Source organism: Pseudomonas sp. SG20056 (assembly GCF_031764535.1).
Classification (GTDB): Bacteria; Pseudomonadota; Gammaproteobacteria; order Pseudomonadales; family Pseudomonadaceae; genus Aquipseudomonas.
The window spans coordinates 249,659-272,762 of record NZ_CP134499.1 but is presented as its reverse complement, the minus strand read 5'-3'; the positions used below and the strand labels follow the sequence as shown (position 1 = coordinate 272,762).

The 23,104-nt window shown below is 61.9% G+C and carries 26 protein-coding genes; 14 read left to right on the top strand and 12 right to left on the bottom strand.

Features of this window, described 5'->3' with window-relative positions; all coding sequences use genetic code 11:
- Window positions 1-17: 17 nt before the first annotated feature.
- From RHP75_RS01285 to RHP75_RS01265, 5 genes are all read left to right on the top strand, one after another.
- Complete coding sequence (locus RHP75_RS01285; RefSeq protein ID WP_311090125.1) at window positions 18-260, top strand: hypothetical protein; 243 nt, start codon at window positions 18-20, stop codon at window positions 258-260.
- Between the two features lie 6 nt (window positions 261-266).
- Entirely contained in the window at window positions 267-746 is a 480-nt protein-coding gene (locus RHP75_RS01280) for a GNAT family N-acetyltransferase (RefSeq protein WP_311090124.1), read from the top strand.
- Window positions 747-763: 17 nt separating this feature from the next.
- Window positions 764-1,033, top strand: a complete 270-nt coding sequence (locus tag RHP75_RS01275; RefSeq protein ID WP_311090123.1) for a hypothetical protein — start codon at window positions 764-766, stop codon at window positions 1,031-1,033.
- A 177-nt stretch (window positions 1,034-1,210) separates the two neighbouring features.
- Window positions 1,211-1,456 (top strand): TIGR02647 family protein, encoded by a 246-nt coding sequence (locus RHP75_RS01270; RefSeq protein WP_090254617.1) that lies wholly within the window; start codon window positions 1,211-1,213, stop codon window positions 1,454-1,456.
- Between the two features lie 165 nt (window positions 1,457-1,621).
- Window positions 1,622-4,477 (top strand): class I adenylate cyclase, encoded by a 2,856-nt coding sequence (locus tag RHP75_RS01265; RefSeq protein WP_311090122.1) that lies wholly within the window; start codon window positions 1,622-1,624, stop codon window positions 4,475-4,477.
- Here the strand turns inward: RHP75_RS01265 and RHP75_RS01260 are convergent, their stop codons facing one another.
- From RHP75_RS01260 to RHP75_RS01240, 5 genes are all read right to left on the bottom strand, one after another.
- Window positions 4,478-5,278 (bottom strand): lipase family protein, encoded by an 801-nt coding sequence (locus RHP75_RS01260; RefSeq protein WP_311090121.1) that lies wholly within the window; start codon window positions 5,276-5,278, stop codon window positions 4,478-4,480.
- A 39-nt stretch (window positions 5,279-5,317) separates the two neighbouring features.
- On the bottom strand, window positions 5,318-5,728 hold the full coding sequence (gene rnk, locus RHP75_RS01255) for a nucleoside diphosphate kinase regulator (protein ID WP_311090120.1): 411 nt from the start codon (window positions 5,726-5,728) through the stop codon (window positions 5,318-5,320).
- A gap of 118 nt (window positions 5,729-5,846) precedes the next feature.
- Window positions 5,847-6,053 (bottom strand): DUF1289 domain-containing protein, encoded by a 207-nt coding sequence (locus RHP75_RS01250; RefSeq protein ID WP_289238443.1) that lies wholly within the window; start codon window positions 6,051-6,053, stop codon window positions 5,847-5,849.
- A complete protein-coding gene (gene cyaY / locus RHP75_RS01245) occupies window positions 6,034-6,366 on the bottom strand; it encodes an iron donor protein CyaY (RefSeq protein WP_090254611.1) in 333 nt (110 codons plus the stop codon). The genes RHP75_RS01250 and cyaY overlap by 20 nt, the downstream gene beginning before the upstream one ends.
- A gap of 52 nt (window positions 6,367-6,418) precedes the next feature.
- Window positions 6,419-7,459: an AraC family transcriptional regulator gene (locus RHP75_RS01240; protein ID WP_311090119.1), complete on the bottom strand. Its 1,041-nt coding sequence runs from the start codon at window positions 7,457-7,459 to the stop codon at window positions 6,419-6,421.
- 413 nt (window positions 7,460-7,872) lie between these two features.
- On the opposite strand from RHP75_RS01240, the gene lptM reads away from it, so the two are divergent.
- From lptM to RHP75_RS01210, 6 genes are read left to right on the top strand one after another with little or no spacing between them, the layout of a single operon-like run.
- Window positions 7,873-7,998, top strand: a complete 126-nt coding sequence (gene lptM / locus RHP75_RS01235) for an LPS translocon maturation chaperone LptM (RefSeq protein ID WP_090387640.1) — start codon at window positions 7,873-7,875, stop codon at window positions 7,996-7,998.
- Between the two features lie 9 nt (window positions 7,999-8,007).
- Window positions 8,008-9,255 carry a diaminopimelate decarboxylase gene (gene lysA, locus RHP75_RS01230; RefSeq protein ID WP_311090118.1) on the top strand — a complete coding sequence of 416 codons (1,248 nt, stop codon included), beginning with the start codon at window positions 8,008-8,010 and terminating at the stop codon, window positions 9,253-9,255.
- Window positions 9,256-9,260: 5 nt separating this feature from the next.
- Window positions 9,261-10,091, top strand: a complete 831-nt coding sequence (gene dapF, locus RHP75_RS01225; protein WP_311090117.1) for a diaminopimelate epimerase — start codon at window positions 9,261-9,263, stop codon at window positions 10,089-10,091.
- The gene (locus RHP75_RS01220) at window positions 10,088-10,786 is read left to right on the top strand and encodes a DUF484 family protein (RefSeq protein WP_311090116.1); all 699 of its coding nucleotides are present in this window, start codon (window positions 10,088-10,090) and stop codon (window positions 10,784-10,786) included. Before dapF ends, RHP75_RS01220 begins: the two co-directional genes overlap by 4 nt.
- A gap of 38 nt (window positions 10,787-10,824) precedes the next feature.
- Window positions 10,825-11,721 carry a tyrosine recombinase XerC gene (gene xerC / locus RHP75_RS01215; protein WP_311090115.1) on the top strand — a complete coding sequence of 299 codons (897 nt, stop codon included), beginning with the start codon at window positions 10,825-10,827 and terminating at the stop codon, window positions 11,719-11,721.
- Window positions 11,718-12,413: an HAD-IA family hydrolase gene (locus RHP75_RS01210; RefSeq protein ID WP_311090114.1), complete on the top strand. Its 696-nt coding sequence runs from the start codon at window positions 11,718-11,720 to the stop codon at window positions 12,411-12,413. The genes xerC and RHP75_RS01210 overlap by 4 nt, the downstream gene beginning before the upstream one ends.
- A gap of 160 nt (window positions 12,414-12,573) precedes the next feature.
- Here the strand turns inward: RHP75_RS01210 and sutA are convergent, their stop codons facing one another.
- From sutA to glnK, 4 genes are all read right to left on the bottom strand, one after another.
- Window positions 12,574-12,903: a transcriptional regulator SutA gene (sutA, locus tag RHP75_RS01205; protein ID WP_160014953.1), complete on the bottom strand. Its 330-nt coding sequence runs from the start codon at window positions 12,901-12,903 to the stop codon at window positions 12,574-12,576.
- A gap of 329 nt (window positions 12,904-13,232) precedes the next feature.
- Window positions 13,233-14,483 carry an ammonium transporter gene (locus RHP75_RS01200; RefSeq protein WP_311090113.1) on the bottom strand — a complete coding sequence of 417 codons (1,251 nt, stop codon included), beginning with the start codon at window positions 14,481-14,483 and terminating at the stop codon, window positions 13,233-13,235.
- 78 nt (window positions 14,484-14,561) lie between these two features.
- Entirely contained in the window at window positions 14,562-15,875 is a 1,314-nt protein-coding gene (locus tag RHP75_RS01195; RefSeq protein ID WP_160086663.1) for an ammonium transporter, read from the bottom strand.
- 36 nt (window positions 15,876-15,911) lie between these two features.
- Window positions 15,912-16,250, bottom strand: coding sequence for a P-II family nitrogen regulator (glnK, locus tag RHP75_RS01190; protein ID WP_021700071.1), 339 nt, complete (start codon window positions 16,248-16,250; stop codon window positions 15,912-15,914).
- 426 nt (window positions 16,251-16,676) lie between these two features.
- Here glnK and RHP75_RS01185 point away from each other — a divergent pair, with 426 nt between their 5' ends.
- Window positions 16,677-16,946 carry an accessory factor UbiK family protein gene (locus RHP75_RS01185; protein ID WP_311090112.1) on the top strand — a complete coding sequence of 90 codons (270 nt, stop codon included), beginning with the start codon at window positions 16,677-16,679 and terminating at the stop codon, window positions 16,944-16,946.
- 39 nt (window positions 16,947-16,985) lie between these two features.
- Entirely contained in the window at window positions 16,986-18,485 is a 1,500-nt protein-coding gene (locus RHP75_RS01180) for a YifB family Mg chelatase-like AAA ATPase (RefSeq protein ID WP_311090111.1), read from the top strand.
- Between the two features lie 57 nt (window positions 18,486-18,542).
- Here the strand turns inward: RHP75_RS01180 and RHP75_RS01175 are convergent, their stop codons facing one another.
- Together RHP75_RS01175 and RHP75_RS01170 are read right to left on the bottom strand one after the other, a co-directional pair.
- A complete protein-coding gene (locus tag RHP75_RS01175) occupies window positions 18,543-19,331 on the bottom strand; it encodes a gamma-glutamyl-gamma-aminobutyrate hydrolase family protein (RefSeq protein ID WP_311090110.1) in 789 nt (262 codons plus the stop codon).
- 328 nt (window positions 19,332-19,659) lie between these two features.
- On the bottom strand, window positions 19,660-20,586 hold the full coding sequence (locus RHP75_RS01170; RefSeq protein ID WP_311090109.1) for a LysR substrate-binding domain-containing protein: 927 nt from the start codon (window positions 20,584-20,586) through the stop codon (window positions 19,660-19,662).
- A 138-nt stretch (window positions 20,587-20,724) separates the two neighbouring features.
- Here RHP75_RS01170 and RHP75_RS01165 point away from each other — a divergent pair, with 138 nt between their 5' ends.
- Window positions 20,725-22,122 carry a NorM family multidrug efflux MATE transporter gene (locus tag RHP75_RS01165; protein ID WP_311090108.1) on the top strand — a complete coding sequence of 466 codons (1,398 nt, stop codon included), beginning with the start codon at window positions 20,725-20,727 and terminating at the stop codon, window positions 22,120-22,122.
- Here RHP75_RS01165 and RHP75_RS01160 read toward each other — a convergent pair.
- Window positions 22,103-23,023 carry an SdiA-regulated domain-containing protein gene (locus tag RHP75_RS01160; RefSeq protein ID WP_311090107.1) on the bottom strand — a complete coding sequence of 307 codons (921 nt, stop codon included), beginning with the start codon at window positions 23,021-23,023 and terminating at the stop codon, window positions 22,103-22,105. The genes RHP75_RS01165 and RHP75_RS01160 overlap by 20 nt on opposite strands.
- Window positions 23,024-23,104 lie beyond the last annotated feature (81 nt).

The following is a 23,104-nucleotide window of genomic DNA, read 5'->3' as shown; positions in this document are numbered from 1 at the left end:
AGGGAAAGGGATGTCCCATGTTCGAGCTGTTGCTACGCGGCCTGACTGTCCTGGCAGAGGTCGCACTGGAGCTGGTGTTCGGCTACTTCTTCTACACCAGCGGCTGGCTGGTACTGCGCCTACTGACGCTGGGCAGCTATCCGCGCCTGCCGCTGCGTATATCCGACCCGATGGGCCCACGCAGCAGCTGGGTCAGCGCCTTCGGTTTTCTTTGCGTGGTCGGTCTGCCGCTGACTGCTCTGGTTTTTCTCTATGGCTAAGTATCCATGACCCTGAATATTCGCCCCGCCACCGCAGCAGACGCCGCTCTGATCCTGCGCTTTATCACCAACCTGGCGATCTACGAGAAAGCCGAGCATGAAGTGCAGACCGACGCCGCAGGGATAGAAGCAAGCCTGTTCGGCCCCGAGAGCAGCACCCATGCGCTGATCTGCGAACATGACGGCCAACCCATTGGCTATGCCGTGTACTTTTTCAACTACTCGACCTGGCTGGGCAAACACGGGCTGTACCTTGAAGACCTCTACATCAGCCCGGAAAAGCGCGGCGTAGGTGCAGGTAAAGCCCTGCTGCGGCATCTGGCGCAACTGGCCGTGGCCAAGGGCTGTGGTCGCTTCGAGTGGGCTGTGCTGGACTGGAACACGCCCGCCATCGAATTCTATGAAGCCTTCGGTGCCAAACCGCAAGACGAATGGACCACCTACCGCCTGACCGGCCAGGCCCTGCTGGACTTTGCCCAGGGCTAGCCCTTTTGGAGAAGCATATGAGCGAGCAAGAAGACGAAGATTTTGCCCAGGACACCCTAATCCAGGCCATCGAAAACCAGCTGGAAGCCGGCGAACCGGCCTTTGTCCAGGCTGTACTGAACAAGCTGACGCTGGTCGGTTACCAACGCGACGAGATTATCGAGCTGATGGCCCTGGTGCTGGCCGATGAAATCGACGCCATGCTGCGCGATGACCGCCCCTTCGATCTCGCCCGCTATGAGCAAGGCCTGCGCGCCCTGCCTGAGCTGCCCGAACAAGCGCCGTAATCGGCACGGAAAAATTTACCCCACTGCACGCCAACTTCTGGCAGCATCAAGTCACAGCAGACTGCCTGGCGCTTCACTACACTGCCTTCGCAGGCTGCCTGTTGTTTCAGCCGTTTTACCGCAGCGGGTGCTGCCGCCGCCGGCCGCAGCTCACTAAAACAAGAAGCTGGAGTACTTATGGCCTTTACCCCTGAACTGATTGCCGAACTGGAAATCCTCGCGCTGTTCAACCTGGGCACAACTCAGGAAGGAATCAAGGTTCACCACACTGCCACCCCCTCGGCGATTGCCGCTGCCCAACGCCTGCATGACAAAGGCCTGATCAACCAGCCAGACGGCGGTTATCTGACCAGCCTGGGGCTCGACGCCGCCGAACACGCGCAAGTTCTGCTGACCATTCTCAATGTGACCGAAGCGGCCTGAGAAGCGCCCTCAAATCTCGCCAACTAGCGCGATCGAAACCGCTTCCAAGCCAACCGAGCCTGCGTTGCAGCGACTTACTCAAGCTGCCCGCGACGCAGGCGATAACCCTGTATCCGCCAGCCATCTGGCAAGGCATGATCACGCACCGCCCTGCAGAGCCTGAGCATGAGTCGTACCGAGGAAATTCGTCCGGACATTGAAGACGGTATCGACCGCAAGGTACTGACGCAGTTGCGTGCGCGCTTCCTCAAACTCAATCAGAGCCGCCTGCAACGCGCCATGCAGGCGCTGTCGACACGCCAGCAGCTGGTACTCAAGCTGTTACCGCTGCTGTTTCACGTCAATCATCCACTGCTACCGGGCTACGTTTCCGGGCTGACTCCGGCCGGCCTCAGCGGTTTCGAGCCGGATGACGAACTGCTCTCCGAAGTGCAGCGTCTGACCCGCTCGTTCGCCTACAAACCCTATCGCGGCAAGCAGGCGCTGCCCATCCACGGCCTGTTTCTGATGGGCAGCCTGGGCACCGTCGCCCAAGCCGAACAGAGCGATATGGACTTCTGGGTGTGCCACGCCAGCGACCTCAGCCCGCAACAGCTGCATGAGCTGAACAAGAAGTGCGCGCTGCTGGAAAGCTGGGCGGCCACCTTCGGCGCCGAGGCGCATTTCTTCCTGATCGACCCAGCGCGTTTCACTCAGGGCGAACGCGAGGCGCAACTGACCTCGGACGACTGCGGCACTACCCAGCACTACTTGCTGCTGGACGAGTTCTACCGCACCGCCATCTGGCTCGGCGGGCGCACACCGCTGTGGTGGCTGGTGCCGGTGTATGAAGAGCAGCGCTACCAGCACTACACCAGCACCTTGCTGGCCAAGCGTTTTATCCGCGCCGAGGACGTGCTCGACCTCGGCCACCTGGCGCGCATCCCGCCGGAAGAGTTTATCGGCGCCGGCATGTGGCAGCTGTTCAAGGGCATCGAGTCGCCCTACAAATCGGTGCTCAAACTACTGCTCACCGAGGTGTACGCCAGCGAACACCCCAAGGTCGAGTGCCTGTCGCTGCGCTTCAAGCAGGCGGTGTTCGCCAATCGCCTGGATGTCGATGAGCTCGACCCCTATATCGTGGTCTACCGCCGCCTGGAGGAATACCTCAAGGCCCGTGGCGAGCACGAACGCCTGGAGCTGATCCGCCGCTGCCTGTACCTCAAGGTCGACAAGAAACTCAGCCGCCCACCGCGCAACAACCGCAAGAGCTGGCAACGCCTACTGCTGGAGCGCCTGACGCGCGACTGGAACTGGGACAGCCGCCAGCTGGCGATGCTCGACAGCCGCAGCCAGTGGAAGGTGCGCCAGGTCAGCGCCGAGCGGCGCATGCTGGTCAACGAGCTGACCTACAGCTACCGCTTTCTCTCCGAGTTCGCCCGCAGCGAACACGCGGGCAGCTCGCTCAACAGCCGCGACCTGGGCATCCTCGGCCGCCGCCTGTACGCCGCCTTCGAGCGCAAATCAGGCAAGATCGAATTTATCAACCCGGGCATCGCCCCGGATCTCGCCGAAGACACCCTTACCCTGGCGCAGAACCCCAGCCCGGATGAGCCCAATGAAACGTTGTGGGCGCTCTACAGTGGCAGCGTTAACGCTCAGGACCTGGAAGACTTTTCACCGCTCAAACGCTCGCGCGAGCTGATCGAGCTGCTCGCCTGGTGCCAGCGCAACGGCGTGATCGACAACAGCACGCGGCTGTCACTGCACCCAGGCTCCAGCGACCTGACCGAATATGAGCTGTCCAACCTGCTCAGCAGCCTGCAGCAGGTGGTGCCGCTGCCTTTGCCCGCAGTTGACGAAGCAGCGCTGCTCAGCGCCAGCGTGCCCGGTGAAGTGATGCTTTTAGTCAACGTCGGTATCGATCCACTCAAGCAGTTCAGCCAGATGAACATGCACATGACCACTGAGCGCACCGATGCCCTCGGCTATTCCGGGGTGCGCGAGAACCTGATTCTGACCATCGACCAGGTCACCCTGAACAGCTGGAACGAGCTGCTGGTGACCCGCTATGACGGCCCGCATGCGTTGCTCGACTGTCTGCGCGACTTCCTCAACGCCCTGCCCGCCAGCGGCAAAAAGCCTAACCTGCGGGTACGTTGCTTCTGCCGCAACCGCGCCACGGCGATTGCCGAGCGGGTTGAAGAGCTGTTCCGCGAAACGCTGGGCAGCTTCAGCAACGAACAGGCCAACCGCTACCTGCTGCAGATCAAACAGCACTACCACCTGCTCGAGCTGAAACCCGGTCACGTCAGCCACACCAGCCTGAAAGACCTGCCCACGCTGATCGAACACCTGGGCGAGGAGCTGCCTGGCTACAGCGAGCTGCATCTGGACCGCAGCGCCCTGGAAGGTGAAGACCTGGCGCTGATCCTGCCCGTGGGGCGGCCGCAGTGCATTCAGGTGTTCTACCGGCTGAACGAAGCCAGCGCCACGGCCGAACTCAGTGTGCTCGACGAGCACAACGCGCTATGGCGTCAGCAGATGCCGTTCCGCGATGAACAGAGCCTGCTGACCCCATTGCAACGCTTTCTGCAATCGGTGCTGTACCGACGCAACGCCCTGCTGCCACTGGATAATCTGCCGGCGCATCAGCCGCTGGAGGTGCTGTATTACCAGGTGCTGCCAGATGCGCCGCTGCGCGCCCAGCGCCTGGAGCGCAGGCCACCGCCGCTGTCACCGATCAGCCACCCGTTCTATGACGTGCAGGCCATCGTCGAGCCGGCAGATGGCAAGCGCTCGCACGTCACCTTGTACTGTAATCACCGCGAATTTTCCGAGCTGGAATACGCCGGCGACCTGTTCGCCGCGGTCGCCCAGCACATCCTCGCGCAACGCCGCGATGGCGCGCGCTACCCCTGCTATATCACCGACCTCGACCTGTCAGCGGTACTCGGCGAGGGGCATATGCAGAGCGTGCATTACCTACGGTACAAAAGCCGCCTGGAAGCGGCGCTGAATCAGGCATTGCAAAAGGCCTGATCAGCCGCGCATCGGCGCTTGCGGGTTCTGCAAGGCGTACAGGTAACAGCCGGCCAGGCTGTGATTGTCGCCCACCGAGGCGTAACTGGCGCTGAAAGTCATCGCCAACCCCAGGTGTTGATACAACCACTTACCGGTCACGCCAGGCGGCACCTGTGGCACCAGATCACTGTCATTCACCACGCGGAAGGTCGGCACCTGCTGCCCGTTGTAATGCGCGGCGAAATCGGGGGCGGCCAGGCGCGGACTGGCAAAGCTGTAGTGTTGCAGCGGCAAGTCCGGCCAGCGTTCGCGCAGATCCAACACCGCCAGACTGGAGAGCGCACCACCCAGGCTGTGTGCGCACACCCACAGCGGCCCGTTGGGCTGCTGAGTATCTACGGCCTGCAAAGCCTGATCGCGTAGCGAGGTGTAGAGTTTGAGAAAGCCGTCATGCACATTGCCCAGGCCAGCTTGCCAGGGATACGCGCGCTGATCGGCATCCAGATCGTCCAGCCAGTCCTGCACTGTGTCAGTGCCGCGAAACACCAGGTAGACCTCACCCTGCGGATCACGCGCGGCAAAGCCAAAGGGCTCCGACTCGTTGAGAAAGTGCAGCTCGCTGAGCACACTCCAGATCGGCGCGGAAAATCCCCAGCCGGACAACGCAGGCGGCTGCCAGGTGAAATCCTGCGGCCGCCGCGGGCGCTGCTGAGCTTGCCACTGGTTGTATTGGTCGTAGGCGAAACCGACCAACTGCGCGCATTGCAGGGCCCTGGAAAGGTCAAAACCCTGGGGAAAGTACATGGGTAGACTGGACATACGGCCTCCATGCCGAGATTGGCGTAGCTCTACTCTAGACTAGGCACGGCTGTATTCGCCCGCCGCTTCCGGCTGATATTCCACAGCCAGCAGCGTCAGCTTGAGCACTTTGCCGCCGGGCGCGGCCCAGTCGATATGCTGACCCACGGACAGCCCCAGCAGGGCCGTGCCGACCGGCGCCAACACCGATACACAGCCTTCACCGCCTGCGTCCTGCGGGTAAACCAGGGTCAGGTGGTAATCCTTGCCGCTGCTTTCCTCACGGCAATGCACCCGCGAATTCATGGTCACCACCCCGGCCGGCACCTCGTCATGGCCAACCACTTCGGCGCGGTCCAGTTCGGCCTGCAACGCGATGGCACTGGGGCCGAAGTCGTCCAGGCTGTCGAGCAGATGCTCCAGGCGCTGCAGGTCAAGACGGGTGATGGTGAGCGAAGGTGCGCTGGTCATGGTGCGGGTATGTCCCCTTTACGGATCGTGAAAAAAGCAAAACCCCATCACTAAGACGGGGTTTTGCAAGGCTTGGGCTGACCGTACCACAGCTAGTCAAATAAACAAGACCGCCCGGTCAAGGTGCCGCGCTACGCTGTTGCAAGCGCGCTTCAGCAGCCGCGCAGATGCTGCGTTTGCCCGCCATATCGGCTTTGCCCCAGTCGAGAATCTCCTGCAGCGTACGGCCACAGCCCAGGCAGATATCCTGATCATCCAGACAACACTGGCGACGGCAGGGCGAGGCGACCTCCTGGCCCGCGCCGTCAGAGCTCTTCGAACTCAAGGTCAGCACCGGATTGTTCCAGGGTGATACGCGCCAGCATTTCGCCCAGCTGCTCGTCGCTGCTGTCGCAGATCCAGCGCTCGCTGGCCTGGTCGTAATCGAAGTGGAAGCCGCCCGAACGCGCCGCCAGCCACAGCTGACGCAGCGGCTCCTGACGACTGAAGATCAGCTGAGTGCCGTTTTCAAAACGCACAGTCAGCACCCCGGCAGAGTTTTCCAGGTCGAGGTCCAGGTCGCTGTCATCGAAGATATCTTCCACCGCCTGCTGGGTGGCATCGACCAGATCGTGAAAGCGGGCTTCGGTCAAACTCATTGCGACTTACCTCAAAAAATTCAGCGACTGCAAAAGTCTTGGGCTGCGGTGATTAATGTTCTTTCAAGCTACGGCGATATTCGCCTGGGCTTTGCCCGGTCCAACGGCGAAACGCGCGGGCCAGCGAGCCAGGCTCACTGAAGCCAACCAGAAATGCGATTTCTGCCAGTTCCAGAGCCGGGTCGCGCAGGTAATGCAACACCAGTTGCTGACGGGTTTCATCCACCAACTGATTGAAGGATAACCCGGCTTCGCGCAAACGCCGCTGCAGGGTACGCGGACTAAGCGCCAAACGCGCGGCGATTTGCTGCAGGTCGGCGCCCACTTCCGGCAGCTGGCGGGACAATTCCAGGCGCGCGCGATCAAGCACGCTATGGCCCTGCTGGATCTCACCGAGCAGGCGATCAGCATAGGCATCGAGCATCAGGCGCACCTGAGCATCGGCCTGGCCGAGTGGCGTGGCGAGCAGACGCTTGGGGAAAACCAGGGCGTTATCAGCCTGATCGAACAGCACCGGGCAGCGGAAGATCCGCTGGTACTCGGAAGTATCCGCCGGTGCAGCATGCTGGAAGCGCACCTCGGTCGGTGGAATATCCAGGCCGCTGATCCAATGGCCGAAGGTTACCCAGCCGGCCAGGGTTTCCTCGCTGAGCTGACGCTTCTGCTGCGGCAACAACGGCTGCCAACTGTGCGCCACCTGTGGCTCCAACCCAGCGCGCGGCGGCTCGTCAGCCAGGTCGACCTGGCCTAGGTTGCCCACCAACGCGGCATAGCGCGCTTGGCGATGCAACGCGTCGGCTAGGGTCGCGCAGCTCATGATCAGATAACCCAACACACCGTAATAACCGGGGCGCACGGCCTCGCCCAGATGCAGGCCCAACTGCTCATCGCCGGTCAGCCTTACGCCATGGCCGAGCAGCTCCAGATAGGTGCTGGCGGCGATGCGCTGATCTCGTTGGGCGAGAAGCTGCGGACTGAGCTGCACCCGCTCGAGCAGTTCAGCGCTGTCGACGCCCTGGCGCGCCAGGTAGTCGAGCAAACCTTGCAGATAGGCAACGGAAACCGAGCTACTCACGGGTACGGGGTTGTCCATCCAGTCTCCTGATCGCTGGCGATGGGTGCAAAGCGAGGGTCTGTTCCCGTTTCGTTCGCGGCCGCGCCGGAGCTAGTTTTAGCGCGAGGCAAGGCACGAGACACGAAGTTTGGTTGTTCCAAATAAGTGTCGAGAAACGCAGCATCGCGCTAAAACTAGCCCGGCCCTTCGGGTTGCGCGAAAAATCTCGCCATGCGGTGTTGGAGGACTTGGCAAGGGAACACCATTACCTGCGTCCTCCGCCTAGCCTGGCGAGATTTTCCGTGGCAACGCGGCTCGTGACGAAATGGGAACAGACCCTAGCGCCAAAGATACAGGCAAAGCCCCGCCAGACGGGAACCCCGGCGCATAGGCAAGGCGCCGGGGGGTCGGTATACTCCGGCGCAATCATGCTTTATTACAAGGATTCCACCATGAAGCGGTTATTTACTGCCTTTGTCGCGATGCTTGCCGTCAGCGCCCTGCTCGCTGGCTGCGGCCAGAAAGGCCCGCTGTACCTGCCGGAAGAAAGCCAGCCAGCGCCTGCGCAAACCGAATAAGGACAGCTCATGAACGCCTTCAACTACCGCGACGGTGCGCTGTTCGCGGAAGGCGTGGCGTTGTCCGCCATCGCCCAACGCTTCGGTACGCCGACCTACGTCTACTCGCGTGCGCACATCGAGGCGCAGTACCGCGCCTATGCCGATGCCCTGCAGGGCATGCCGCACCTGGTGTGTTTTGCGGTTAAAGCCAACTCCAATATCGGCGTGCTGAATGTCCTGGCGCGCCTAGGCGCTGGCTTCGACATCGTCTCTCGTGGTGAGCTGGAACGCGTACTCAGCGCCGGTGGCGAGCCGAGCAAGATCGTCTTCTCCGGCGTTGGCAAGAGCCGCGATGACATGCGCCGCGCCTTGGAAGTGGGCGTGCACTGCTTCAACGTCGAATCCACCGACGAGCTGGAGCGCCTGCAACTGGTGGCCGCCGAGCTAGGCAAGACAGCGGCGATCTCGCTGCGGGTCAACCCGGATGTCGACGCTGGCACCCACCCGTATATCTCCACGGGTCTGAAAGAAAACAAATTCGGCATCGATATCGAGCAGGCCCCGGCCGTTTACGCCCGCGCCGCTGCGCTGCCGAACCTGCAGGTGATTGGCGTCGATTGCCATATCGGCTCGCAGCTGACCACGTTGCCGCCGTTTCTCGATGCCCTCGACCGTTTGCTCGCGCTGATCGATCAGCTCGACGCAGACGGCATCCGCATCAAGCACCTTGACCTGGGTGGCGGCCTCGGCGTGCAGTACCGTGACGAACAGCCGCCACTGGCCGGTGACTACATCAAGGCCGTGCGTGAGCGCATTGCTGGCCGCGACCTGGCCCTGGTGTTCGAGCCGGGCCGCTCGATCGTCGCCAACGCTGGCGTGCTGCTGACCCAGGTCGAATACCTCAAGCACACCGAGCACAAAGACTTCGCCATCGTCGATGCGGCAATGAACGACCTGATCCGCCCGGCCCTTTACCAGGCCTGGATGGATGTAGTGCCAGTACAGCCACGCGACAGCGCGACGCGCAATTACGATATCGTCGGGCCGATCTGCGAGACCGGCGACTTCCTTGCCAAGGATCGCCAGCTAGCCCTGGCCGAAGGCGACCTGCTGGCTGTGCGCTCGGCGGGTGCCTACGGTTTTGTCATGAGCTCCAACTACAACACCCGCGGCCGCGCCGCCGAGGTGATAGTGGATGGTGAACAGACCTTCGAAGTGCGTCGCCGTGAGACGCTCAGCGAACTCTTTGCGGGCGAAAGCCGCCTGCCGGAGTAAGTCTGATGCTATTGCGCTTTACCAAGATGCACGGCCTCGGCAATGACTTTATGGTCCTCGACCTAGTCAGCCAGCACGCGCATATCCAGCCGAAAAACGCCAAGCAGTGGGGCGACCGCCACACCGGCGTGGGCTTCGATCAGCTGCTGCTGGTCGAGCCGCCGAACAATCCGGACGTGGATTTTCGCTACCGCATCTTCAATGCCGACGGCTCGGAAGTGGAGCAGTGCGGTAACGGTGCTCGCTGTTTCGCCCGCTTCGTGCTGGACAAGCGCCTGACGGTGAAGAAGCAGATACGCGTGGAAACCAAGGGCGGCATCATCGAGCTGGACGTGCGCAACGACGGGCAGATCAGCGTCAACATGGGCGCGCCGCGCCTAGTGCCCGCCGACATCCCGTTCCAGGCTGAACAGCAAGCACTGAGCTACAGCGTGGCCGTCGACGGTCAGACCGTTGAGCTGGCTGCCGTGTCCATGGGCAACCCGCATGCCGTGCTGCGCGTCGACAACGTCGATAACGCACCGGTGCATAGCCTCGGGGCAAAACTCGAACACCATTCGCGCTTTCCGCAGCGGGTGAACGTCGGTTTCCTGCAAGTGGTCGACCGCCAACGCGCCAAGCTGCGCGTCTGGGAACGTGGCGCCGGGGAAACCCAGGCCTGCGGTACCGGCGCCTGCGCAGCGGCAGTGGCGGCAATCAGCCAGGGCTGGATGGACTCACCGGTGCAGATCGAACTGCCCGGCGGCAAGCTGAGCATCGAGTGGGCAGGCCCCGGCCAGCCCGTTATGATGACCGGACCCGCAGTACGCGTGTACGAAGGACAGGTTCGCCTATGACCGACAAGCAGGATTCACCCAAGCCACTGGATTCGGAAACGGTTGCCGCTTACCTGCGTCTGCATCCGGAATTCTTTATCGACCACGACGAGTTGATCCCCGAGCTGCGCATTCCGCACCAACGCGGCGATACCGTATCGTTGGTCGAGCGCCAGGTGAAACTGCTGCGCGAGCGCAATATCGAAATGCGCCACCGCCTCTCGCAACTGATGGACGTGGCCCGCGACAACGATCGTTTGTTCGACAAGACCCGTCGCCTGGTGCTCGACCTGCTCGACGCGAGCAGCCTGGAAGAAGTGGTCAGCTGCGTTGAAGACAGCCTGCGCCGCGAGTTTCAGGTGCCCTTTGTCAGCCTGATCCTGTTTAGCGAAGCACCGCTGCCGGTCGGCCGGTCGGTCAGCAGCGCCGAAGCGCATCAGGCCGTGGGCGGGCTATTGGCCGGCGGTAAAACCATCTGCGGCGTGCTGCGCGAGCATGAGCTGAACTTCCTCTTCGGCAGCGAAGACGGTGCTCAAGTGGGTTCGGCAGCGGTGGTCAGCATCAGCCATCAGGGCCTGCATGGCGTACTGGCGATTGGCAGTGCCGATCCGCAGCATTACAAGAGCTCGCTGGGCACGCTGTTCCTCGGTTATATCGCCGAAGTGCTGGCGCGCGTTGTACCCGGCTTTGCCACACCTTTGCGCTCGGTGCGCTAGCGCTAAACATCGCACCGACCTTGCAGCAGGGAGCTTCCATGCAAGACCTCCTGGACGCCTACCTCGAACACCTGCGCAGTGAACGCCAGCTGTCTTCCCATACCCTGATTGGCTATCGCCACGACCTGAGTACGCTGTTGGCGCTCTGCAACCAGGAGCAGATCGACAGCTGGAACGCGCTCGATACCCCACGCCTGCGCCGCATGATCGGCCGCCTGCATATGCTGGGTCAGTCCAGCCGCAGCCTGGCGCGCCTGCTCTCGGCCACCCGTGGCCTCTATCGTTACCTGATTCGTGAAGGTCACTGCGACAGCGATCCGGCCAGCGGACTGACGCCGCCCAAGGGCGAGCGCCGCTTGCCAAAGACCCTGGACGCTGACCGCACCGCACAACTGCTCGACGGCGCCTTGGAAGATGACTTTATCGCCCGCCGCGATCAGGCCATGCTGGAGCTGTTCTACTCCTCAGGCTTGCGTCTGTCGGAGCTGGTGGGCCTCAACCTCGATGGCCTCGATCTGCCCGCCGGCCTGGTGCGCGTCATCGGTAAAGGCAACAAAGCCCGCGAACTGCCACTTGGGCGCATGGCACGCGAGGCCATGCAGCAATGGCTGCCGCTTCGCGCGCTGGCCAATCCGGCCGATGGCGCGGTATTTATCAGCCAGCAGGGTCGACGTATAGGGCCACGCGCGGTGCAACTGCGCGTGCGCCAGGCCGGCGTGCGTGAGCTGGGCCAGCACCTGCACCCACATATGCTGCGCCACAGTTTCGCCAGCCATATGCTCGAATCTTCCCAGGACCTGCGCGCCGTGCAGGAGCTGCTTGGCCACGCCGATATCGCCACCACCCAGGTCTACACCCATCTGGATTTCCAGCACCTGGCCACGGTCTATGACCAGGCTCATCCACGGGCCAAACGCAAAGGCAGTACAGAATGAGCATTCAGCTGATTACCTTCGACCTCGACGACACCCTATGGGATGTCACCCCGGTGATGCAGGACGCCGAAGCGGCGCTGCGCAACTGGCTGGCGATGCATGCGCCGCGCCTGGGCGCGGTGCCGGTGGAGCATCTGTGGTCGATTCGCGCCACCCTGCTGCAGGCCGAACCGATGCTCAAGCATCGCCTTAGCGAACTGCGGCGGCGCATCCTTTTCCACGCCCTGGCAGATGCAGGCTATGCGCACGCGGATGCGCAAACACTGGCGGAGGCCGGCTTTCAGGTATTTCTCGCCGCGCGCCATCAGGTCGAACTGTTCGCCGAGGTACACCCAACCCTTGAAGCCTTGGCCAATCGCTTCCAGCTCGGGGTCATCACCAACGGCAATGCCGATGTGCGTCGCCTGGGTCTGGCCGACTACTTCCAGTTCGCCCTGTGCGCCGAGGAGCTGGGGGTCGGTAAGCCCGATCCGAAACCTTTTACCGAAGCGCTGAAACGCGCGGGAATTGCCGCCGAACATGCGGTGCATATCGGCGACCACCCCAGCGATGACATCGCCGGAGCCAAGGCCGCCGGGCTGCGGGCGATCTGGTTCAACCCGCAGGGTAAGACCTGGAGCGACGCGATTACGCCTGATGGCGAGATCCGCAGCCTGGCCGAGCTGCCGGCGCTGCTGCATAGCTGGGCGTAAACAGCGCTTAACCGCCACGAATAACGGCCACAAAAAATCGCCAGGAGCGTTTTTTGACGTTGCGCAGCGACGGCCCCGAAGGGGTGGCCGCCATGGATGGATGGCCACAAAAAAGCCCGCACGCGGATGGCATGCGGGCTTTTTGTTTTACAACAGGCCCTTAGATGGGGCGGCTGCCGTACTTGCTGTCCGGCTTTTTGGGCGGATCAGAGACCACATTCGGCTCGACTTCCTGCACCTTGCCACCACGGGAGAGGAACTCTTCCATGGCGCGGGCCAGCGCATCACGCTCTTTCTGCTTGGCTTCGATGCTCGGCAGTTCTTCTACGTCGACGGCGGCTTTGGCTTTTTTACCTTTGCTGGCGGGTACGACTTCGTCGTCACCATCGCCATCATCGCTGCTGTCGCCATCATCGGCGGCAGCCAGCTCCTCGCCTTCGTCTTCGTCAGCGCCTTCTAATTCGTCGTGTTCCAGATCTTCGTCGCTCATGTTCCAACCTCATGACTTGCGAAAAGCAGAGTAGTTATAGCCCAGCTGCGTCAGCTTTCTAACGTCGCTGATAAAAAATCCCGTGGCCTTGCCTAGGGTTGAGCACTGCGCATCGGCGAACTGCGCTCAACGGCGCGCATTCTAGGGTCTGTTGCCGCTCCATCACAACCGCGCACACGCTGAAAAACCACAACCTTTAATGGGTGCTCAGAAAAAATTGCCTGGAGCAATTTTTAACGTCGCGCAGCGACGGCCCGGAGGGTGGCCGCCAGGGATGGCAGGCTATAAAAAAGGGCGCCCTGAGGCGCCCTTGTCGAAACCAGAGGAAATCAACGCTTGGTGAATTCCGGGTAGGCTTCCATACCGCATTCGGCGATGTCCACGCCTTCGTACTCTTCTTCCTCGCTGACGCGCAGGCCAATCACCAACTTGATGATGGACCAGACGATCAGGCTGCAGACGAAGACCCAAGCGAAGATCGAACCGATACCCAGCAGCTGAGCACCGAGGCTGGCGTCGCTATTGGTCAGGCAGACCGCCAGCAGGCCCCAGATACCGACCACACCGTGAACGGAGATGGCACCGACTGGATCGTCGAGCTTGAGCTTGTCCAGACCGAGGATCGAGAACACCACCAGCACGCCACCCACGCCACCGATCAGGGTCGCTTGCAGGGCAGTCGGAGTCAGCGGCTCAGCAGTGATAGCGACCAGGCCAGCCAGGGCACCGTTGAGGGCCATGGTCAGGTCAGCCTTGCCGAACAGGATGCGTGCCACGATCAACGCCGCGATCAAGCCACCGGCAGCAGCCATGTTGGTGTTAACAAACACGTTAGCCACGGCGTTGGCGTCTTCGATGGTGCTCATCTTCAGCTGCGAGCCACCGTTGAAGCCGAACCAGCCCATCCACAGGATGAAAGTACCCAGCGCTGCCATCGGCAGGTTGGCACCCGGAATGGCGTTGACCTGGCCATTCGGGCCGTACTTGCCTTTACGGGCGCCGAGCAGCAGTACGCCAGCCAGAGCAGCAGTAGCGCCAGCCATGTGCACTACGCCAGAACCGGCGAAGTCAAGGAAGCCAGCTTCGTTAAGGAAGCCCGAACCCCATTTCCAGAAGCCCTGTACCGGGTAGATGAAACCGGTCATGACCACGGCGAAAGCCAGGAAGGCAAACAGCTTCATGCGCTCAGCCACGGCACCGGAAACGATCGACATGCAGGTCGCGGCAAACACCACCTGGAAGAAGAAGTCCGAACGCGCCGAGTAGTAAGGCGCATCGTCACCGCCGGCGAGTACCGACTCAACGCTGTTTTCTTCACCCAGCAGGAAACCCAGGCTTGGCAGGATGCCGCCTTCCGGACTGGAGTACATGATGTGGTAGCCGATCACCAGGTACATGATGCTCGCCACTGCGTACAGGGCGATGTTCTTGGTGAGAATTTCAGTGGTGTTCTTGGCTCGCACCAGACCGGATTCGAGCATGGCAAAACCCGCTGCCATCCACATTACCAGGGCGCCGCAAACCAAAAAGTAGAAGGTATCAAAACCGTACTGCAGTGCAGTCAATGCTGTGTTGTCCATGGTTCACCTCTTGCCGTTGCGCTTTTTAGCGCTATTCGGTTAAGACGTCCGGGTTGGCTCCGGACGCGCTCCGTGTGCTTACAGGTTGTAGCCGCGCTCGTTATGCAGGGCGAGATCGAGACCGATGGTCTCTTCCTCTTCGCTGACACGCAGGCCCATTACTAGGTCGATCACTTTCAGAATCACGAAGGTCACCACTGCGGTGTACACCACGGTGAAGGCCACCCCCTCGAACTGGATCCACAGCTGCGCCGGAATATTTTCCACCGTGCCGAAGCCACCCAAGGCCGGCGCGGCGAACGCCCCGGTGAGAATGGCGCCGACAATGCCGCCCACGGCGTGTACGCCGAACACGTCGAGGGAATCGTCATAACCCAGCTTGCGTTTCAGGCTGGTGGCGCAGAAGAAGCAGATCGCCCCACTTGCCAGACCAATCGCCAGAGCACCCATCGGCCCCGCGGTACCGGACGCCGGAGTGATCGCCACCAGACCCGCCACAGCGCCCGAGGCAATGCCCAGAACGCTTGGTTTACGGTGAGTGATCCACTCGGCGAACATCCAGCTCAGCGCCGCTGTAGCGGTGGCAATCTGGGTTACCAGCATGGCCATACCGGCGCTGCCGTTGGCTGCCAGCGCAGAACCTGCGTTGAAGCCGAACCAGCCTACCCAGAGCATGCTTGCGCCGATCAGGGTGTAGCCGAGGTTGTGCGGCGGCATGGCGGTCGTTGGAAACCCCTTGCGCTTGCCCAGCACCAGACAGGCCACCAGACCGGCGATACCGGCGTTGATGTGCACCACGGTGCCGCCCGCAAAGTCGAGCACGCCCCAGTCCCACATCAGTGCCCCGTTGCCGCCCCAGACCATGTGCGCGATAGGCGCATATACCAGGGTGAACCACACGGCCATGAAGATCAGCATGGCCGAGAACTTCATGCGTTCAGCGAAGGCACCGACGATCAGCGCCGGAGTGATGATGGCGAAGGTCATCTGAAAGGTGATGAACACGCTCTCTGGAATCCCAGCCACCAGGCTGTCCAGGGTCAAACCAGATAGGAAGGCTTTGGAGAAACCGCCGACGAAGGAGTTGAAGTTGACGACTCCCTGCTCCATGCCAGTGGTATCAAAGGCCAGGCTGTAGCCGTAAACGACCCACAGAATGCTGATCAACCCGGTTACTGCAAAACACTGCATCAGCACCGACAGCACGTTCTTCGAACGCACCATGCCGGCGTAGAAAAGCGCCAGACCGGGGATGGTCATAAACAGCACCAGTACAGTGGCGACCAACATCCAAGCGGTGTCGCCGCTGTTCAGGCTTGCCTCTTCGGCCATGGCAAAGCCAGGAACGAGAGACAAAAGGGCTCCTAGCCCTGCGATTTTTCGCAGAGTCATGGTTTAACTCCTGGGGCGTGGGGTTCGTTCGGAGGCTTAAACTGCGTCGGTGCCGGTTTCGCCGGTACGGATGCGAATCGCCTGTTCCAGGTTTACAACGAAAATCTTGCCGTCACCGATCTTGCCGGTGTTAGCAGCCTTGGTGATGGCCTCGATGACGCGATCGAGTTGATCGTCAGCGATGGCCACGTCGATTTTCACTTTTGGCAAGAAATCGACCACGTATTCAGCGCCGCGGTACAGCTCGGTATGGCCCTTCTGGCGACCAAAGCCTTTGACTTCAGTGACAGTGATGCCCTGCACGCCGATCTCCGACAGTGACTCACGGACGTCGTCCAGCTTGAACGGCTTGATGATGGCAGTGACTAGCTTCATGTAACTCTCTCCCGTGTATGGTGGACTTGCCCCAGGAATTACGAACCCGGCCCAAGTCTAAGCGCAGTGCCTGGCTTTTGTAATGCATCGAGCCCTGACTCAGCTGCACCGATGCTCACCAACCGCTCCCGACGAAACACTTCCCCGCTTCGCCTGACGCACCGGAACTGCATCGGTGCATGCGTCGCAAGAGACAAAGCAGAAAGCTTGCCAGAACCGCCAAAACCGATTCATTTCATGCAGTTACCCGGTAAACGGGCGTTTTAGCCCGGTAATAGCCAACAGCCAGCGCACAACAACGGTGCAGCAGCCCGTGGAGCAGCGCGCGAAAACTGTGCAGATGGCGCCAATCCTGACCTAGCCGCAGCCGGCAAGCCCGATAAGGCTGCGTGCTACACTGCCGCCATCTGTAAATGGAACCTCATCATGCTGCCACCTAAAGCCCTGCTAGACGCCCTGACCACCCACGCCTCGCGCCTGTTCAACAGTGACGCGCCCTTGCCGCGCGGCGAGTTCGAAGCCCAGTTCAAAGTGCTGCTGCAAAGCGCTTTCAGCAAACTCGACTTGGTTAGCCGCGACGAATTCGACAGCCAGATGGTCGTGCTCGCCCGCACCCGCGCCCGCCTGGAAGCTCTCGAAGCCAAGGTCGCCGAAATGGAAGCACGCAGCGCAGACGCCCCAGCCACCAGCGAGTAACGCCCACCGCGGATGCATCAGCCGATCAAGGAGTGATCGATGTCCCTGGCTATAGTCCACAGCCGCGCCCAGGTGGGGGTTGAAGCCCCCGCCGTCACCGTCGAAGCCCACCTGGCCAACGGCCTGCCTTCGCTGGCCCTGGTCGGGCTGCCGGAAACCGCGGTCAAGGAAAGCAAGGACCGCGTGCGCAGCGCCATCCTCAATTGCGCCTTCGAGTTCCCACCCAGGCGGATTACCTTGAATTTGGCACCGGCCGACTTACCCAAGGACGGTGGCCGCTTCGACCTGGCGATTGCCCTCGGCATTCTCGCCGCCAGCGGCCAGGTGCCGAGCAGCGCGCTGGAGCCGCTTGAGTGCCTGGGTGAACTGGCGTTGTCCGGGGCGATTCGTCCTGTGCAAGGCGTCTTGCCCGCCGCGCTGGCAGCCCGCGCAGCCGGACGCACCTTAGTAGTGCCCAAGGCCAATGCCGAGGAAGCCAGCCTCGCCTCGGGACTGACGGTGATTGCCGTCGAGCACCTGCTGGAAATCGCCGCCCACCTCAACGGCCAAACGCCGATTGCCCCCTATGAGGCCCAGGGCTTGCTGCGCCAAGTGCTGCCCTACCCCGATCTAGCCGAAGTGCAGGGGCAGATCGCCGCCAAACGCGCACTGCTGGTAGCCGCGGCCGGTTCGCACAACCTTCTATTGACCGGGCCACCAGGTACGGGAAAAACCCTGCTGGCCAGCCGCCTGCCAGGGCTGTTACCGCCGCTGGACGAGGACGAAGCACTGGAAGTGGCGGCCATTCATTCCGTGGCCAGCCACACGCCGCTTAGCACCTGGCCGCAAAGACCGTTTAGAACACCTCATCACAGCGCATCGGGCCCGGCGCTGGTTGGCGGAGGCAGTCGTCCGCAACCGGGTGAAATCACTTTGGCTCATCACGGCGTTTTATTCCTCGATGAGCTCCCCGAATTTGACCGCAAGGTTTTGGAGGTGCTGCGTGAGCCCCTGGAAAGTGGGCAGATCGTGATTGCCCGTGCCCGCGACAAAGTACGTTTTCCTGCGCGCTTTCAGCTGGTGGCGGCGATGAATCCGTGCCCCTGTGGGCATCTGGGCGATCCGTCCGGGCGCTGCCGCTGTTCCACTGAACAGATCCAGCGCTACCGCGGCAAACTCTCCGGCCCGTTGCTCGACCGCATCGATCTGCACCTCAGCGTGCCGCGGGAAACCACCCGACTGAACGCTAATGCCGAGCCCGGCCCAAGCAGCGCCGAACTGGCCGAGCAGGTGGTGCAGGCACGCCAGCAGCAACTGGCTCGCCAGGGCTGCGCCAATGCCCACCTCGATCTCAATGGCGTGCAGCAACATTGCAACCTGCAGGGCGAAGACCGCCAGTGGCTGGAAAATGCCTGCGAGCGCCTGGGCCTGAGCCTGCGTGCGGCCCACCGGGTGTTGAAGGTGGCGCGCACCCTGGCCGATCTGGACAAAGCGGTGCACATCAAACGCAGCCACCTGGCTGAAGCCTTGCAGTACCGCCCCAGCAACAGCGGCGCCTGAACCGCAGCCATAAAGAAGCCCCGCATGCGGGGCTTCTTTTATAGGGAGCTAGAGTTCTTACTGGTCGCGTCGAGCGGCTTGCTCACGACAGGCGTCGCCGAATGCCTTGAAGATTTTCACCGAATGCGGGTTCTGCGCCGCCTGCCACTCCGGGTGCCATTGCACCGCCAGGGTGAACTGCTCGGCACCCGGCAGATGAATCGCCTCAACCAGACCGTCCTCGGCATGGGCTAGCGCCTCGACGCCCTCGCCCAGCTGATCCAACGCCTGGCCGTGCAGCGAATTGACCGGGAATTCGGCCTCGCCCATCAGCTCGGCAAACCAGCTACCCGGCAGCGCACGCACGCTATGGCTGTCGGCATACTGCACCTCCACCGGCGCACTGGTGTCTTCGCGGTGGTCATTCATGCCCGGGACTTCGTAGACCTTCTGGTGGATATTGCCGCCCAGGGCCACGTTGATTTCCTGCATGCCACGGCAGATCGCAAACAGCGGCAGGCCACGGGCCAGTGCAGCGCGAATCAATGGAATATCGAACAGATCGCGATCCTTATCCTGACCCTTCGTCGGAGTCAGGTTTTCCTGGCCATAGAGGGCCGGATCGATATTGCTGCCCGCACCAGTCAGGTACACGCCATCGGCCATCGACAGGTACTGGTCGATGTCGTCGGCACCGCAGCAACTGGGTGCCAGCAGCGGCACACAGCCCGACAGTTCGACCAGCGGGGTTATGTATTTGTGAGTCATGACTTGATAGGCATGCCCTTTGCGCTCTTGAGCGCCCATGGACATCAGGACAACCGGTTTACGCGCGCCTGGGCGCTGTTTCGTATTGTTGTTGGACATACATCACCTTGGGGCAGCCGGGATTGGCTGCCGTTGTTGTGCAGAAGGGCTGACTGCTGTCGCGCACCTTCTGTTTTACGGCTGGTTGCGCCTGTCTAAATGCCCGCCGCAGCGGCATCAGAGGCTTTAGAGGCGTTAGAAACGCTCACCTGGCAGTCACAACCCTGTGAGCCAGTCTGCCAAAGCCGTAAAATATGTCAAACAATTAAGCTCAGATTGTTAAGAAATCAGACCACAAGCAGCAGACAGCTCAATCTAAAAACAGGATTAACCTTATGTTTTAAAAGCAATAATCTGAATAAGCCAACAATCGACAGTCCAATATTTTTTACGCTCTACACGCCACCCGCTCAACCACCGGCAGTTGCATAGCGCCCACATCGGCTACCAGATAATCGCGCAAGCGGCGAAAGCGCTCCTGGCCTCGGCGCGCCTTGGGCCAGACCAGGTAGTAGCTGTCACCACTGGGTACGGCGCTGGGCCAGGGCAGGCCGAGCCGGCCTTGGGCGACATCCTCAGCGACCATCACCAGATCACCGATTGACACCCCATAGCCACGCGCCGCCGCCACCATGCCCAGCTCCAGGGTGTCGAATACCTGACCGCCCTTGAGCGGCACCTGATCCGCCAGGCCCATGGCCTGCAGCCACTGCCGCCAGTCGCGGCGGTCTGGCGTGGGATGCAGCAGTTCGGCCGCTTGCAGACGCGGCAGATCCCAAGGCTGTTCGCTCAAGGCTTCAGGCGCGCAGACCGGAATCAACCATTCGGCAAACAGCTCGGTGCTTTCCCACTCTTCAGGGAAATCGCCCTGGCTCAGCAGCACGGCGCAGTCGAACGGCTCATGCAGAAAGTCCACCTTGTCCACGTCCATCCAGGCACTGGTCAGTTGCACCTCACTGGCGCTGCTCAGGCGATAGCGCGACAGGCGCGCCAGCAACCAGCGCATGGTCAGGGTCGACGGCGCCTTCAGGCGCAGCACCGCGTCGTCGACGCGCAGGGTGTTGCAGGCGCGCTCCAGCGCCTCGAAGCCATCGCGCAGCCCAGGCAGCAACATGCGCGCGGTTTCGGTGAGTTGCAGGCTGCGGCCGCGACGCTCGAACAGGCGGCAGGCGAAGTGTTCTTCCAGAGTGCGTACATGCCGACTGACCGCACTCTGGGTGATCGCCAACTCTTCGGCGGCGCGGGTAAAGGAGCTGTGCCGCGCCGCCGCCTCGAAGGCGCGCAGGGCATAGAGCGGCGGCAAGCGCTGGCTCATGACTGCAATCCATGAGTAATAGTCATGCCTGTCATCGCTATTATCCTTTTGTGCTGCCACGGCTGGCCCATGAGAATAGGCGCATTCTCTGCCTGCGCGGATCACCCGGGCAAGCCTTCTAACTGAGTAGAACTCATCATGCCGCATCCGCTTCGTGACGAACTGCGCGCCATCCTGAAACTCGCCGGGCCGCTGATTGCTGCGCAACTGGCGCATGTACTGATGGTATTTACCGACACCGTGATGATGGGCCTGCTCGGCCCTGCAACCCTGGCGGCTGGCGGCCTGGGCGCGGCCAGCTATTCCTTTGTGTCGATCTTCTGCGTGGGGGTGATTGCCTCGGTCGGCAATCTGGTGGCGATCCGTCACGGCGCACAGGACGCCGCCGGCGTCACCCGGCTGACGCAGAACGGTCTGTGGCTCGGCTGGGGCCTGGCGCTGCTGGCCGGCCTGGCGCTGTGGAACCTCGGCCCGGTATTGCTGCATTTCGGCCAGCAGCCGGAGAACGTCAGCGGCGGCATGCAGTTTCTCTCCACCCTGGTGTTTGCCCTGCCTGGCTACATGAGCTTTATGGCGCTGCGCGGTTTTACCAGCGCCATCGGCCGCCCAGGCCCGGTGATGGCCATCAGCATTGGCGGCGCGCTGGCCAACTTCGTCCTCAACTATGCCTTGATCAAGGGCTGGTTCGGCCTGCCGCCACTGGGCCTGGCCGGCATCGGCCTGGTCACCGCCGTGGTGATGAATGTCATGGCGCTGCTGCTGGCCTGGCATGTGTTGCACCACAGCGCCTACAGCCCTTATCCGCTGTGGCGCGGTCTTTCGCGGCCGGTGTGGAGCGAACTGAAAGAGCTGCTGCGCCTGGGCCTGCCGATTGGCGGCACCTACGCAGTGGAGTCCGGGCTGTTTGCCTTTGCCGCGCTGTGCATGGGCGCGCTGGGCAGCACCCAACTGGCCGCACACCAAATCGCGATCATGTCGGTGTACGTGGCCTTTATGGTGCCGGTGGGGATTTCCTACGCAGTGACCTTCCGTATCGGTCAACACTTCGGCGCCGGTCGCCTATTGCAGGCACGCCAGGCCGGACGCCTGGGCCTGGGCCTGGGCGCGCTATGCATGCTGGGTTTCGCCTGCCTGTTCTGGCTGGCGCCGCACTGGGTGGTCGGGCTGTTCCTCGACCACACGGACAGCGCCTATGCCGAGGTGGTGAGCCTGGCCGTGGCACTGCTGGCGATTGCCGCCTGGTTCGAGTTCTTCGATGGCATCCAGACCATCGCCATGGGCGCAATTCGCGGCCTCAAAGACGCCAAGACCACCTTCTGGGTCGGCCTAGGCTGCTATTGGGCAGTTGGCGCGCCACTGGCCTGGGCGCTGGCCTTCCCGCTGGGCTGGGGCGCCCAAGGCGTGTGGTGGGGGCTGGCCGGCGGCCTGGCCTGCGCCGCCATCGGCCTGACCCTTGGCTTTGAATGGAAAACCGCGCGCCTGCTGCAACCGACGCTTGCCGGCTTCACGCCACAGCCTAAGCGTCTGGTTTCTTGAAGCGATAAAACAGGTTGGGCTCGCTTACCAGATACAGCACACCCTGGTTATCCATGGCGATGCCCTCGCCCTGGGGCACGCTGCGGGTCAGGCCATTGCGCCCACCCAGCAACGACAGGCTGCTGATTGGCTTACCTTCTACATTCAGCTCCAGCACCAGACGTGACTCATCGGACAGCGCCAGCAGATGGCCGCTGCGCTCATCAAACTGCAGGCTGGACAGATCACGCACAAACAACCCGGCATCGCGTTTCTGGTCATCCACCACGTGCACCGCGAAAGGGCGCTGCGGATCACGCTGCGGGAAGCCGTGAATCTCGTAGATGCGCATCGGGTCGCGCTCCTTGGCGACAAACAGGCGCTGCCCAGCCGAGTCATAGGCCAAGCCTTCGAAACCCTTGTTGCCATTCAGGCCGATACCCAGCGAGAACTGCTGCGCCTGATCGGCATGCAATTCCGTGGTGGCGTCATCCACGCGAACCTTGATCAAGCGCTGCAGACGCTCGTCGGTTATCACGTACAAGCCCGGGCTGATGTACTCGACCGCCTCGGCGTCGCCAAAGCCATGCAAATCAATCCGCCGCAGCAGTTCGCCATCCAGCGACAGCTCGATCAACTGCGGCTTGTTGTTGGTCACGGTAAACAGGCTATTGCGGTTCGGGTCGAAGGTCAGCGCCGAGACGTCATCATTCAGGCCTTCGATCACTTTGGCCTCAAGGTCCACCTGATAATCCGACAACAACACCGAGTCCTGCTGGCCGGCGCCAGCCAGTTGCCATTGCTGCACATTGAACCAGGCCCGCTCAAACAGGCGGTATTCCTGAGCAAACAGACCGAGCAGCAACAACGCCAGCACAACAAGGCTCAGCAACAGGCGCTTCAGGGTGAAATGATCTCGCATGGCGCTTCACTCTCAACAGTCACGGGTGGCACAACGACGTCAGCCCGAAGCAGGGCTTCGGGCTGACATGGGCACATAATG

Coding starts and splice junctions, on each gene's coding strand:
- RHP75_RS01285 (WP_311090125.1), top strand. CDS start 18: ATGTTCGAGCTGTTGCTACGCGGCCTGACTGTCCTGGCAGAGGTCGCA.
- RHP75_RS01280 (WP_311090124.1), top strand. CDS start 267: ATGACCCTGAATATTCGCCCCGCCACCGCAGCAGACGCCGCTCTGATC.
- RHP75_RS01275 (WP_311090123.1), top strand. CDS start 764: ATGAGCGAGCAAGAAGACGAAGATTTTGCCCAGGACACCCTAATCCAG.
- RHP75_RS01270 (WP_090254617.1), top strand. CDS start 1,211: ATGGCCTTTACCCCTGAACTGATTGCCGAACTGGAAATCCTCGCGCTG.
- RHP75_RS01265 (WP_311090122.1), top strand. CDS start 1,622: ATGAGTCGTACCGAGGAAATTCGTCCGGACATTGAAGACGGTATCGAC.
- RHP75_RS01260 (WP_311090121.1), bottom strand. CDS start 5,278: ATGTCCAGTCTACCCATGTACTTTCCCCAGGGTTTTGACCTTTCCAGG.
- rnk (WP_311090120.1), bottom strand. CDS start 5,728: ATGACCAGCGCACCTTCGCTCACCATCACCCGTCTTGACCTGCAGCGC.
- cyaY (WP_090254611.1), bottom strand. CDS start 6,366: ATGAGTTTGACCGAAGCCCGCTTTCACGATCTGGTCGATGCCACCCAG.
- RHP75_RS01240 (WP_311090119.1), bottom strand. CDS start 7,459: ATGGACAACCCCGTACCCGTGAGTAGCTCGGTTTCCGTTGCCTATCTG.
- lptM (WP_090387640.1), top strand. CDS start 7,873: ATGAAGCGGTTATTTACTGCCTTTGTCGCGATGCTTGCCGTCAGCGCC.
- lysA (WP_311090118.1), top strand. CDS start 8,008: ATGAACGCCTTCAACTACCGCGACGGTGCGCTGTTCGCGGAAGGCGTG.
- dapF (WP_311090117.1), top strand. CDS start 9,261: ATGCTATTGCGCTTTACCAAGATGCACGGCCTCGGCAATGACTTTATG.
- RHP75_RS01220 (WP_311090116.1), top strand. CDS start 10,088: ATGACCGACAAGCAGGATTCACCCAAGCCACTGGATTCGGAAACGGTT.
- xerC (WP_311090115.1), top strand. CDS start 10,825: ATGCAAGACCTCCTGGACGCCTACCTCGAACACCTGCGCAGTGAACGC.
- RHP75_RS01210 (WP_311090114.1), top strand. CDS start 11,718: ATGAGCATTCAGCTGATTACCTTCGACCTCGACGACACCCTATGGGAT.
- sutA (WP_160014953.1), bottom strand. CDS start 12,903: ATGAGCGACGAAGATCTGGAACACGACGAATTAGAAGGCGCTGACGAA.
- RHP75_RS01200 (WP_311090113.1), bottom strand. CDS start 14,483: ATGGACAACACAGCATTGACTGCACTGCAGTACGGTTTTGATACCTTC.
- RHP75_RS01195 (WP_160086663.1), bottom strand. CDS start 15,875: ATGACTCTGCGAAAAATCGCAGGGCTAGGAGCCCTTTTGTCTCTCGTT.
- glnK (WP_021700071.1), bottom strand. CDS start 16,250: ATGAAGCTAGTCACTGCCATCATCAAGCCGTTCAAGCTGGACGACGTC.
- RHP75_RS01185 (WP_311090112.1), top strand. CDS start 16,677: ATGCTGCCACCTAAAGCCCTGCTAGACGCCCTGACCACCCACGCCTCG.
- RHP75_RS01180 (WP_311090111.1), top strand. CDS start 16,986: ATGTCCCTGGCTATAGTCCACAGCCGCGCCCAGGTGGGGGTTGAAGCC.
- RHP75_RS01175 (WP_311090110.1), bottom strand. CDS start 19,331: ATGTCCAACAACAATACGAAACAGCGCCCAGGCGCGCGTAAACCGGTT.
- RHP75_RS01170 (WP_311090109.1), bottom strand. CDS start 20,586: ATGAGCCAGCGCTTGCCGCCGCTCTATGCCCTGCGCGCCTTCGAGGCG.
- RHP75_RS01165 (WP_311090108.1), top strand. CDS start 20,725: ATGCCGCATCCGCTTCGTGACGAACTGCGCGCCATCCTGAAACTCGCC.
- RHP75_RS01160 (WP_311090107.1), bottom strand. CDS start 23,023: ATGCGAGATCATTTCACCCTGAAGCGCCTGTTGCTGAGCCTTGTTGTG.